The sequence below is a fragment of the Streptomyces sp. NPDC042259 genome (assembly GCF_055582085.1).
Genome location: NZ_JBVJDW010000010.1, coordinates 122,977 through 135,014 on the forward strand (window position 1 = coordinate 122,977; position 12,038 = coordinate 135,014).

Annotated in this window: 9 protein-coding genes; 5 read left to right on the forward strand and 4 right to left on the reverse strand. The window is 71.5% G+C overall.

Annotated features, from left to right (window positions below; all coding sequences use genetic code 11):
* Positions 1-7 precede the first annotated feature (7 nt).
* Genes ACZ6MA_RS24870 through ACZ6MA_RS24880 form a run of 3 tightly spaced genes read left to right on the forward strand, consistent with a single transcriptional unit; the run spans position 8 to position 5,185 of the window.
* Entirely contained in the window at positions 8-2,971 is a 2,964-nt protein-coding gene (locus ACZ6MA_RS24870; protein ID WP_469436148.1) for a P-loop domain-containing protein, read from the forward strand.
* Positions 2,968-4,122, forward strand: a complete 1,155-nt coding sequence (locus tag ACZ6MA_RS24875) for a trypsin-like peptidase domain-containing protein (protein ID WP_469436149.1) — start codon at positions 2,968-2,970, stop codon at positions 4,120-4,122. Before ACZ6MA_RS24870 ends, ACZ6MA_RS24875 begins: the two co-directional genes overlap by 4 nt.
* Before the next feature lies 1 nt (position 4,123).
* A complete protein-coding gene (locus ACZ6MA_RS24880) occupies positions 4,124-5,185 on the forward strand; it encodes a trypsin-like serine peptidase (protein ID WP_469436150.1) in 1,062 nt (353 codons plus the stop codon).
* A gap of 21 nt (positions 5,186-5,206) precedes the next feature.
* Here ACZ6MA_RS24880 and ACZ6MA_RS24885 read toward each other — a convergent pair whose 3' ends face one another.
* Entirely contained in the window at positions 5,207-5,644 is a 438-nt protein-coding gene (locus tag ACZ6MA_RS24885) for an ester cyclase (protein WP_469436151.1), read from the reverse strand.
* A gap of 106 nt (positions 5,645-5,750) precedes the next feature.
* Here ACZ6MA_RS24885 and ACZ6MA_RS24890 point away from each other — a divergent pair, with 106 nt between their 5' ends.
* Positions 5,751-6,437, forward strand: coding sequence for a TetR/AcrR family transcriptional regulator C-terminal domain-containing protein (locus ACZ6MA_RS24890; RefSeq protein WP_469436152.1), 687 nt, complete (start codon positions 5,751-5,753; stop codon positions 6,435-6,437).
* Positions 6,438-6,637: 200 nt separating this feature from the next.
* Positions 6,638-7,561, forward strand: coding sequence for a TolB family protein (locus ACZ6MA_RS24895; RefSeq protein WP_469436153.1), 924 nt, complete (start codon positions 6,638-6,640; stop codon positions 7,559-7,561).
* A 4-nt stretch (positions 7,562-7,565) separates the two neighbouring features.
* On the opposite strand, the gene ACZ6MA_RS24900 is transcribed toward ACZ6MA_RS24895, so the two are convergent.
* The 3 genes from ACZ6MA_RS24900 to ACZ6MA_RS24910 all read right to left on the reverse strand — a co-directional run bounded on the left by ACZ6MA_RS24900 (position 7,566) and on the right by ACZ6MA_RS24910 (position 11,868).
* Positions 7,566-9,728: a beta-galactosidase trimerization domain-containing protein gene (locus ACZ6MA_RS24900; protein ID WP_469436154.1), complete on the reverse strand. Its 2,163-nt coding sequence runs from the start codon at positions 9,726-9,728 to the stop codon at positions 7,566-7,568.
* 153 nt (positions 9,729-9,881) lie between these two features.
* Entirely contained in the window at positions 9,882-10,943 is a 1,062-nt protein-coding gene (locus tag ACZ6MA_RS24905; protein ID WP_469436155.1) for a type III polyketide synthase, read from the reverse strand.
* Positions 10,944-11,049: 106 nt separating this feature from the next.
* Positions 11,050-11,868: an MmyB family transcriptional regulator gene (locus tag ACZ6MA_RS24910; RefSeq protein WP_469436156.1), complete on the reverse strand. Its 819-nt coding sequence runs from the start codon at positions 11,866-11,868 to the stop codon at positions 11,050-11,052.
* Between the last annotated feature and the right edge of the window lie 170 nt (positions 11,869-12,038).

Below are 12,038 nucleotides of genomic sequence, written 5' to 3' on the forward strand. Positions count from 1 at the left end.
CCGCGAGGTGTTCGCCGCCCGGCTGCGGCAGGAGCTGCACGCCACACGGACGCGCCCGCGCGAGGTCCCGGACGCGCGACGGGCCTACCGGGAAGCCGCCTGCCTGCTCACCCAGTTCGACCCCACCCGGCTCAGACGGCCGGACGAGGAGCAGAGCACCGGCGGAGCCACCTTGGAACTGGTCGACGACTGCACGGCGCTGGGCATGAAGGACAGAACCCGCTGGATCCTCAAACCGGAGGTGCGGCGCACCGCGCTGCGCGGCCTGGCCGGCCCCGACGCCGCCCGGCTCGCCCTGGAACGCAACCTCGGCCAGTGCCCCGAGGGTCCCGGCCCCGAACGCACCGCCCTCGCCTACCTCTCCGGCGCGCCACCGCCCCTGGAGGAACAGCACGCCCGCGAACTGGCCGACACCCTCCAGGCCGTCCTGTGGCTGTCGGAGATCCCCGGAACCACGGGCCTGCCCGACGTCGCGCAGGTGCAGCACGCGCTGGAGCGCGCCAGGATCCTCCAGCCACTCGAACGCCTGGTCCAGGACACGTTCCAGGGGCGCACCCGCGAACTGGACGCACTGCGGGCCTACGTCGGCGTGCCCACCGAAACCACCCGCGCCCAGCTCAAGCGGGCGGGCCGGGGTATCACGGCCCCCACCGGGCGCGACCGGGAACCACCGCTGGTGGTCCACGGACCCGGTGGCATCGGCAAGAGCACCCTGCTCGCCAAGTTCATCCTCGACACCCTCCACGACCCCGGCCGGGACATTCCCTTCGGGTACGTCGACTTCGAGCGGCCCACCCTCTCGGTCCACGAGCCGGTCACCCTGATCGCCGAACTCGCCCGGCAGCTCGGCGTCCAGTACCCCTCCTGCCGCCCGCGCATGGACGAGCTGGCGGACGAGTGCCAGCGCAGGGCCGCCACCCAACGGGAGGAAAAGGAATGGACGGCCGAGCTGAACCGGCTCTCCACCACCCGGCCGACCCTGGGGCGCAGAGCCTCACGGGAATTCCAGACACTGGCCACCTCCGACGAGACCGACCTCATCCGACGGCTCGCCGACAACCTGCTCCAGGCGATGGCGACCCCGCCCGGCCGGACGGGCCCGCCGCTGCTCATCGCCCTCGACTCGTTCGAAGAGGCCCAGTACCGCGGCTCGCCGGTGATGGGCCGGATCTGGGCCCTGTTCGTCGCCCTCCAGAACGCCTACCCCCGGCTGCGGGTCATCGTCTCCGGCCGGGCGCCCGTCGCCCACCCCGCCCGGGCGGTCACCCCCCGCACCCTCGAACTCGTCGACCTCGACCCCGAGGCGGCCGTCGCCCTCCTGGTCGCCAGCGGCGTCGAGGACCGGGACGTGGCACGGGCCCTCGCCGACCGGGTCGGCGGCCACCCCCTCAGCCTGAAACTCGCGGCCAGGGCGGCCGTCCTGGCCGGCAACGAGAGCGCCCCCATGGGCGAGCTGATCAGCAGCCTGCCCGCACGGCGCCGCTACTTCTACCGCAAGGTCGACCAGATGCTCGTCCAGGGCATCCTCTACGACCGCATCCTCAACCACATCGCGGACGAACGGGTCCGCCGGCTCGCCCACCCGGGCCTGGTGCTCCGCGTCATCACCCCCGACATCATCAAGGACGTGCTCGCGGAGCCCTGCGGACTGCGGATCGACACCGTACGCGAGGCACGCCGGCTCTTCGAGGAACTCTCCCGGCTCGATCTGGTGGAGCCGGCCGGACCCGACGCCGTGCGCCACCGCGCCGACGTCCGCGCCATCATGCTGCGGCTGGTGGGCAACGACCGGACGGCCCTGACGCGCACCGTCGAGCGCCGGGCGGTCGACTACTACGCGGCCCGGGACGGGGTGGAGGCCCGCGCCGAGGAGATCTACCACCGGCTGCGACTGAACGAGAACCCCCGCTCGGTGGAGGAGCGCTGGCTGCCCGGCGTCGAGCGGCTGCTGTCCGGGGCCCAGCAGGACATGACCCCGCGAGCCGCAGGCTTCCTCGCCGCGCATCTCGGCGGGGACACCCCCGACCGCGTCATGGCCGACGCCGACCAGGAGGACTGGGAACGGATCGCCGCCCGCGAGGTGGAGGACCTCCTCGCCCAGGGCTACACCGAGGCGGCCACCGCCCGGCTCGCCGAACGCCGGCCCTGGACGCCCTGCAGCCCCCTGCACCCGCTGCTCCTCGAAACCCTGAGCCGGACCGGGCGGGGGGAGGAGGCACGGCGGGAGGCGTCGGAGGCGATCGACCGGGCGGAGGACGCCGGCTGCGCCGAGCAGCGGCTCGAACTGCTGCTGCTCTCCGCCCGTCTCGCCGAGGAGGACGGTGACCTGGAGAGCGCCGACCGCGAACTCCAGGTCGCGGAAGGTGTCGCCGCCGGACTGGGGCAGGACCTCGAAGCGATGGGCGCCTTGCTGGCCCGGGCCCGGCTCACCACCGGCACGCCCGTGGACCCCGAGGTCGACAACCAGCTCGCCCGGCGTCTGCGGCAGCTGCCCGACGCGACGCTGATGGGCCAGCCCGTGCTGGTCCGGGCCGTCGCGGCGGAGGTCTGCGCACAGGACCCGCGCGCCCTCGACCACGCCCTGGAGGTCGTCGGGCTGCCCCGCAACGACGACGGTGTGCTCGACGTCCTCGGAGCGGCGATCAACCGTGCCGTGACCCGGCAGCCCGAGCTGCGCGGAGCCCTGATGAAGATCCTCCACACCGCCGTCGGCACCCCCCGGCCGCGGAGCGAGCACGCCGGCGTCACCGGCATCCTGCGCGAGGTCCGCGACCGCGGCACCCTGAACGACCTCGCCCGACGGCTGCTGGTCCTGCGCGACGACAGCGGCGAACTCCTCGCCGGAGTGGCCGCCGCCATGCGCAGGGGCACGGCGGGCCCCTCGGACCGGGCCCCCGCGACCAGCGCACTCATGACCCGGCCGGGCACCCCGGCGGAAGGGAACGGCCCCCAGCGGCCTGATGGGCCATGACCGCCTACCTCACCTCCGACGAAGTCATCCGGCTGCGCGACGCGGCGATGGAGGCGGGACTCGCCGACCCCACCGTCCGGGAGCTGCTCTTCGACGGCATCATGAACAAGTACCGCGGCACCCTCCCGCTCATCGCGGCCCCCGGCCGGCAACTGCACTCCGACCTCAGCCAGATGAACCGCGTGGAGCGGCTGATCGACGGATCCGTCCCCCTGGAGACCTGGCTGCGCAACGCCGTCGCCCAGACCGCCGAGGCCGGTCCGCTCGCCGTCATCCAACGTGCCCTGGACGACGTGGCCCGCACCGCGTCCGGTGAGCCGGACGTCAGCGCCGCACGGCCCACCGGCGAGACCAAGGAAGAGATCATCCACCGGGACGACACCGTGCCGTACGAGTTCCTCCGCGACGGCAACGCGGCGGGAGGGGCGGTCGCCCGCGTCAAGGTCCCCCCGTACCAGGGGGGCGCGCCGCTCCAGCCCAACGGCTTCCCCCACTCGGGGACGGGCTGGCTCATCGCCCCGAACCTGCTCGTCACCAACCACCACGTGGTGAACGCGCGGTCCGGCACCGGCGCCCAGCGCGCGCTGGCCGACCCCACGGACCTGCTGCTCCAGGTGCGCAACTCGCGGTGCCGCTTCGACTACGACGCGGCCGAGGTGGAGACCGACGAAGCCACCGCCAGTGACCTCGTCGCCTGGGACGAGGAACTCGACTACGCCATCCTGCGGCTCACCGCCGAGCCGTCCCGGCCCGTGCTGCGGGTGTCCGCGCGGCCGCTGACGGTGGCCAAGGGCGAGTACGTGGCGGTCAACATCATCCAGCACCCCGGCGGCCTGCCCAAACGCGTCGCCCTGCGCAACAACCTCGTCTACGAAGCGGACGAGCAGGACGTGCGGTACTTCACCGACACCCGCGGCGGCTCCTCCGGATCGCCCGTCTTCACCGACGACTGGCAGGTCGTCGCCCTCCACCGGGGGACCCGGCGGGTGGAGGAGGTGAACTTCCAGGGCAAGAGCACGGCCTTCGTCAACGTCGGCACCCAGATGAGCGTCATCATGCGCCACATCGGGGAGCACTACGCGGAGGTCCACGCGGAGATCGAAGCGGCACAGTCGGAGGCGGCACGGGCCATCGCGCCGCAGGAGGTGTGACATGCGACCGACATCACCGGTGGCGACCGGTACCGAGCAGGTCTTCGGGGACCTGAGGGAAGTCGCCGACCGCGTCCGCGCGCATCTGGAGGCCGAACGCCCCGAATCCACCGAGGAACTTCCCCCCGGTGCGGTCCCGGCCGGGCAGATCGGCCGGTTCGCCCAGTCAGAACGGGACCGGGTCCTCGGCGCGGGCGCAAACGGGCTGGAGAAGCTCGCCGCCGGCCGCCCGGACGAGATCAGCGACGACGAATCCTTCGGGATGGAGGCCATCGTCCTCCTGGAGGGCAGGCCCGCCATCCTGATCCAGCACCAGGACTTCGCCTCCCAGCAGGGCGACTGGGCGGTACTCGACGGCCAGCGGGCCGCCATCCGCGACTCCATCGCCCGGGTCGGCCGGGTGGAGGTCACCGGACACACCAGCCTGGACTGGCTGGGCACGGCCTTCCTCGTCAGCCCCGACGTCGTGATGACGAACCGCCATGTCGCCATGGAGTTCTCCCGCACCGACGGCACGGGCTGGACCTTCCAGCACGGCATGGGCGCCCGTGTCGACGTCGCCGAGGAACTCGGCACCCCGTCGACGGAAAGCGACGCGTTCACCTTCGCCGTCACGGAGGTGCTGGGCATCCACCAGGACGTCGACATGGCGCTCCTGCGCATCGCCCCGGCCTCCGGCGGCCAGAGCCCGCCGGCCCCCCTGGCGGTGGCGGCGGACGCGCCGCCCGACGTCGCCGGCCGCCCGGTCTACGTGATCGGCTACCCGGCGTGGGACGGCCGCCGCAACGAACCGGAGTCGATGCGCAGGATCTTCATGGACGTCTACAACGTCAAACGCCTCCAGCCGGGCACCACGACGGAGATCCTCCCCGCGGAGTTCACCGTGAAGCACGACTGCTCCACCCTCGGCGGCAACAGCGGCTCCCCGGTCTTCGACCTCACCGACCACCGCGTCCTCGGCCTCCACTACGGCGGCCGCTACGGCATCGGCAACTACGCCGTCCCGCTGTGGCAGATGGTGGACGACCCACTGCTGACCCGAGCGGGAGTCAACTTCGTGTGAGGGCCGGGGCCGGGGCCGGGATCACCGGCCGTCCGGCCAGGCCCAGCCCAGTTGCAGGAACATCCCGAGCCGATCGCTCACCGCCCTGACCTCGGTGATCTTCCCGTGTCCCAGGGTGAAGACCCAGATCTGCTCGACCTCGAAGGCACGCCGGGTCGGTTCCGGCATCCGGGGGTGGACTCCGGTGTGAACGCCGCGCACCGTGAGCCTCGCGACGACGCGATCGCCCTCGGCGATCAGCTCCTCGGCCACCGTCTCCAGGGAGCCGAACGCGTCGAGCTGCTGCCGGAACCCGTCGAACGCCGCTCCGGGCTCGTCGGGCTCACCATGGATGATCTTGTTGTGGTCGACCACGTCCAGAGCCATGTATCTGGGCAGGTCGTCCGGCCGTCGGTCGTTGAGTGCGGCCAAGAAGGCTTTCACGACCCGTTTGTTGGCCGTGAGCGACAAGGTGTCCATGGTGCGTGCCGATCCCTTCGTCCGGAAGTCATTCTTACGCAGTAAGAGCGATTGATTCGGTACAGTGGACTTACCTTGTAAGAATGTCAAGTGGGGACGGGCGGACGTGGCACGCAAACGGGCCAGGGGTGAGCGGGCGGGGCTGTCGAGGGGTGCGGTGCTCGACGCCGCACTGGAGCTGGTGGACCGGCGCGGCCTGGGCGCGCTGACCATGCGCGGGCTCGGCACCGAACTCGGCGTCGAGGCGATGACGCTGTACCACTACGTCCCCAACAAACAAGCCCTGCTGGACGGACTCGTGGAGCGTGTGTTCACGGGCGCACTGCCCTGGGCCGAGGGCGACGGCCCGTGGCGGGACGCGCTGCGCGCGTACGCCGTATCGTTGCGGGCGGCGCTGCTGCGCCACCCCGGTGTGCTGCCGCTGATGGCCACTCGACCGGCGGTGACCCCCGGAAGCCTGCACGCGGTGGAACGGGCCCTGGGTGCGCTGCGCGCCGCCGGCTTCCCGCTCGGGCGGGCACTGGACGCCGTCAACTCCCTGTCGGTCTTCGTCATCGGCCACGCCGCCGCCGAGGTCGCCATGCGCCAGGTCGACGAGGCCGCCGGCCCCGGCTCGGCGCGGGACCTCGCCCGGCTGGACCCCGAGGAGTTCCCGCTGATCTGCGCGGCGGCCCGGTCCGGTGAGGGCGTGGACGACGCTGAGCGTTTCCGGTTCGCCCTGGACGCCTTGCTCGCCGGATTCGCCGCGCTCGGACCGGAGTCGACCTCGGACGTATCGACGGCATCGGCGTAGCGCCCGACGGTGTGACCGCTTTGTGCGGCGGCACTTCCCTGGGGGTAAACGCTGTTCAGGCGAGCGGCGTCTCCACTAGGGTCGGTGCGGTGCGTCGTCGTCTGTGCGTCATCGCGTTGGTGTGCCTCGCCGTTTCGACCGCCTGCGGTTCGCCGTCGGAGCCGCCCGACCCGCGGCCTTCCGGGGGACCGACCGGGCGGGTGAGCCGTGGCGACGGTGCCGAACGGCTGTACCGGGGGAGCGGGCGGGCCAGTGCGCAGAATCCCGCGTTCTCCCCGGACGGGGGATCCGTGCTGTTTACCGTCTTCCACGACGGTTACAACGAGGGCCCCGCGGCCCTGCGGGTCCTTCCCCTCGGCGGACGGCAACGACGGGAGCCCGCCACGCTCTTGGACGACGCCGACCGTGCCGCGGTCAACCCGACCGGTGCGAGCTGGCACCCGCGGGCCGGGGTCGCCTTCGCCTCCGACCGTTCGGGCCAGGACGAGGTGTGGGTGCTGCGTCCGGGCGGGCGGCCCGCGCGGGTGACCGAGCACGACGGTGACTCCGGCTATCTGGAACCCAGCTTCTCCCCCCGTGGTGACTGGATCGTCTTCCAGGAGAGCGTCCAGCGGGAGAACGAGGACGGACGCGCGGACCGGCCCGCCCGCGACGAACTCGGCTCCCTGTGGAAGGTCAGGAGGGACGGCGGCGGATCGGTCCGGCTCCTGGACGGGCCCGCCACCGGGACCGACAACCGGCAGCCCAACTGGTCGCCGCGAGGCGACCGGCTCGTCTTCCAGCGGCGCGGTCGGAACGACGACGAATGGGCGCTGTACGTCATGGGCGCAGACGGCGGTGGCCTGCGTAAACTCGCCCTCGGGGCCGGGGAGCACACGGACGCCAGCTGGTCGCCCGACGGCCGGCGGATCGTCTTCTCCTCCACCGCGGGCGGCCTGGACCTGCCGCAGATCTTCGTCGTAGGCGCCGACGGAGGACGCCCGCTCCGGGTCACCCGGAGCGGGCGTACGTATGACGGCGCCCCCAGCTGGTCACCGGACGGCCGGTGGATCGCCTTCGAGTCACACCCGGGGGACGAGGAGCGCCCGACGACGCTGTGGCGGATCCGCGCCCCCGAGGGGTGAGAGATCAGCCCAAAGTGACGGCCAACAGGCAGTATTGAATGACCGTCAGGTCGATGGTGGCGGTCGTCGCACCGGACATCCGCCAGGTGACCGGTTGAGGCGCGGGGGAGGGGCCGTCCGGTGAGCTGACCGTCGCGGCCACCACGCGCCGGCCCTCGGGGACGGCGATGGAGACCGAGCACGTGGCCGGCGTGGTCCGGAAGGCGGCGGGGACGTCGCCGAACTGGGTGAAGTTCACCAGCTGCACGATGATGTCGTCACCGAGCCGGCCGGCTTCGAGATGGATACGGCGGTCGCCCGCCAGCGTCACGGCGGCCGGGGCGGCCGCACGGACCGGCCCGAGCAGGGTGTCGGCGCTCGCCTGGTCGGTGGTGGCGAGGTACGCGCGGCCGAGCAGGCTCTTGAAGTACCGGCAGGTGCCCGCCCCGAACCGGTTCTCCCCGCTCGCCGGCAGGGGGTCACCCTTGCGGAAGCCGAGCACGTCGGCGAGGGCGTACTCGCTCCTGGCCGTACCCACCTGGTCGAGCGCGGTGGGCGCCGGACCGGTGATCACCAGGGTGCCGCCGCCCGACACGAAGTCCCGCAGCACGCCCGCCTCGGCGTCCGACACGGCTTGGAGGTTCGGCAGCATCAGCACCCGGTAGCGGGCCAGATCGGCGGAGGTGAGCCCCGGGCTGGTCACGATGTCGAACGGGATGTGCGCGTAGACGAGCGACTTCACCGTGCCGCGGAACTCGCCGAGCCACTGCTGCTCGACGCAGCTCTCCTCGAGGCTGCCGCCGCTCCACCAGTCCTTGACCCCCGCGGGCGCCTTGGCGTTGGCGAACATGCCGGTGCCCGGTGAGGGGCTGACGAAGTCACGGGAGGACGACGAGTGGTAGACACCGACCGTGGCGGCGGAGGTGGAGCCGTACAGCCGCTCCTGATGGGCCGCGACGAACGCGTACATCCGCGTGCGCATCGCGAGATCGGTGCTGTCGCTCTTGAACGGGCTCTTGATCTCGTACGGATTGCAGCCCGCGGCCAGCAGTTCGGCCATCACCAGCGACGCGTCGTCGGCCTTCCAGCCGTAGGAGAACGCCCAGGCGGGCTTGGTCCCGCTGGCCGCCCGCGCGTATTTGTACATCGAGATCAGACAGGTCCAGTCCGTCGCGGTGGCGTGCCGCATCCCGTCGTACAGGGCGAGGATGTCCACCTCCCAGACCTGGCTGACCCCCTCCGCCTGACGCAGATACGCCCCGTCGAGCCCGATGGAGGTGGCGTACTGGTAGTCCATGCTCACTGTCTCGTGGAAGGTGACCAGGTCCGGGTTGGCCGACCGGCCCGCGGCGGCGATGTCCAACTGCCACTGGAGCAGATCGCGGTGCCGCCACTCCACGTACCGGCGGAAGACGGGGTCGGCGAAGTCCGCCTTGGCCGGCAGCCGCAGCCCGGTGTCCGCCTTGAACGCGGCCGCCGCCCAGGAGGAGGCGTCACACCAGCTGAGCACCCCGTCGAAGTAGATCGGCACATCGGGCCAGATGCCGTCCAGCCCCGTTCCGGCGAGTGCCTTGACGCGGCCGAGGTAGAACTCGCGCCAGGGGGAGTTCGGGCTCACCCAGCAGCTCTCGTCACCGGGGTCGACCCACACCACCACGCTGCCGTAGAAGACATTGGGCTTGCCGTCGAGCGAGCGCTGCACCCAGGACTTCCCGTCGCCGTTCTTGTAGAACGACCGCCCCTTCTCCCCGCCGAGGCTGATGACTTCGAGCGAGGGGTAGTACATGACCACCCGGAGCCCCATGCCGTGCGCGAGCCCGACGAACTCCTTGATCTTCTTCAGGTGTTGGGTGAACTCGGCGTCGGTCAGCCAGTGCGACAAAATGGTGTCGAGCTCGATCACGCTGACGTTCTGCGCCTTGAGGGCGCTGATCACCGGCTTCATGTCGCGGGTGGGATCGGCGTCCTCGTCGAACGTGGCGTCGGCCACCCGGGCGAACCGGCTCCAGTCGGGGAAGCCGCCCCCCGCCGGGACCGCCGGGACCGCCGGGGCCGGTACGGCGGCCCCGGCGGGGTGTTCCAGCGGGCCGGGGAGAACGGGCAGGAGGTTCGCCGCGAGAGCCGCGCTTCCCGCCCCCAGGCCCGTCCGTAACAGCTTCCTCCTGCTGATTCTTCGTATTCCGTCCACAGCGTCCCTCATTCTCACGGTGGGTGTCGGTGTGGTGCCCGAGCAGTCTGCCTGATTGTTTCCGGCCGTGAGGGGGGTTGCCGCGGGGGAGGGGGATTCGGCTCGAACGCGCCTACCCGCTCCGGGCGTTCGCGGCCCCGGCCCGTGTGGTGCTCAGGAACGCCAGACGCCGCGGCAGGACGCGGCGGCGAAGCCGGGCCCGAAGGCGAGCAACAGCCCCTCCTCGCCGTCCCCGGGCGGGTCCTCGTGGGTGCGGGCGAGGACGTCGAGGACCGCGACACCGCCCAGGTTGCCGTTCTCCTCCAGGCTGCTCCACGCGTGCCGGAGCACCTTGGGCTCAAGGCCGAGCCCCTCGGCCACGTCGTCCAGGATGCGGGGCCCCCCGGGGTGGACGGCGGCCCAGCGCGAGGGGCCCGGCGCCGTGCTCCCGGCTCCGGAGCGCAGCCAGTCGCGAAGGGCGGGCATGACATCACCGGCGGCGGTCGCGGCCTTGCGCGTGGAGTCGAAGTGCAGCCCGGCTTCGTCGAGCCGGCCCCAGTAGCGGTCACCGCTGTCGGGCAGCAGGTACTCCCAGGTCTCGTCGACGCGCAGCCCCGGGCCCAGGGGGGTGTCGGTGACGACACAGGCACCCGCGCCGTCCCCGAACAGCGCCTTGTAAATCATGCTTTCCAGCTTGGTGTCACTGTGGTGGTAGATCGTGCTGATGGCCTCGGCGGCGACGACGAGAACGCGGCTGCCGGGCTCGGCCCGGACCTCGCGGGCCGCGCGGACGAGGGCCTGCGCACCGCCGACACAGCCGAGGGTGGCCATCGGGATCCGGCGGACGTCGGGGCGCAGTCCCAGCTCGCGGGTCAGATGGACGTCGAGGCCGGGCACGGCCCACGACGTGGTGTGACTGGTGACCACGCAGTCGATGTCGGCCGGTGTCAGCCCCGCGGTGGCCAGGGCCGCGCGGGCCGCCTCCTCGGCGAGGCGGGCGCAGTCCTCGAAGGCCACCGTGTTGCGCTCCCCGATCGTGGCCTCGCCCGCGACGGTGGGGGAACTCAGCGGCCGGGTGAAGCGCCGGGTGCGCACCCCGGTGGCCCGGACGACCCGCAGAATGGAGCCCAGCCGTGCGTGGCTGCCGTGGTGTTCCGTGATGTCGGCGCAGATGTCATCGGTGGTGACGACATGGTCGGGCAGGGCTATCGAAGGCTTCGAGACGTAGGACGACACGAGGGCTCCACGAGGTAGGCGGGCGCGGCTTGGCTCAAACCTATGTGTAAAGGTGTCGCAAATTCGCCTACGGGTGCCATGCGGTGTGATCTGCGGATAAGGAGTGTCAACGGGCGTGCAGCATGGGCTGACGAGGTCGCTGCTCCCCGCTGTGGAAGACGAGGACCATGAGACGGGCGCGGGGTGAGGCGAGGGGCTCGGCCGTGCACAGCGACACCCAGCCCGGACCCATCCGGGCGTGGTTCAGGGGCCGCTCGTCACCGTCGGGGTGGATGTACGCACCCCCGCCGGCCTCATAGAGCGGGCCGACCACCGGGTCGGCGAGGATATCCGCTTCCAGCGCGGTGAGCGTTTCGTCGTGGGGCAGTGCGGCCACGGCCGCCCGCATCTGGGGGAGGACGAACGGCAGCCAGTACTCGGTCCACCCGGTGAGCACGTCGCGGGCCTCGGGCGCGAGCGTCATCCACCGCATGGTGTTCGCCGGCACCTCCCCGCTGGGAAACATGGCGGCGAACGCCTCATTGAAGGCGAGCACGTTCCAGGACTGGTCGTTGAGGTACGCCATGTGGGACATGCTGTCGACGACCTCCTGCCACGCCCCGGGCACCTCGGTACCGGACCGGGGATGCAGCGGGTAGGGCGGGTCGCGTCGCACGGTGTAGAGCCACAGCAGCGTCCACTCGTGCTCGTTGAACGCGAGCAGCCGGGCCACGTCCCGCAGGAGATCCTCGGGCGGGTTGGGGTGATTTCCGGTCTCGAGCCGGTTGAAGGTCCCAGGAGCGCGGTGCAGCAGCTGGTCGATCTGTGACTGCGCCAGTCCCGGAGCCCTTCGCCCTTGCCGGGCCGGGCGGGCGAGGCCGTGCTCTTCCGGGGCTATGAGAGCCCGGCGAGCACGGAGCAGCTTCTGCAGTGCTTCCTTGTCCACGTGCGAATCCCTAATATCACGAGCGGCACCGCCAGGGGAAGGCGATTTCATGGGACAGTTTTTCCACCGAAAATCTCGGGGAAGAAATGATCGCATCCCTCGTGCATGATCGATCTGCGGGTCCGTGCCATGAGAGCGGCGCTGACCTGGGCGCCTCACCCTATGTGAGG

What these genes read in the sequence shown, in the direction of transcription:
- ACZ6MA_RS24880 (WP_469436150.1), top strand. Translation starts at nt 4,124, where the DNA reads ATGCGACCGACATCACCGGTGGCGACCGGTACCGAGCAGGTCTTCGGG.
- ACZ6MA_RS24875 (WP_469436149.1), top strand. Translation starts at nt 2,968, where the DNA reads ATGACCGCCTACCTCACCTCCGACGAAGTCATCCGGCTGCGCGACGCG.
- ACZ6MA_RS24885 (WP_469436151.1), bottom strand. Translation starts at nt 5,644, where the DNA reads ATGGACACCTTGTCGCTCACGGCCAACAAACGGGTCGTGAAAGCCTTC.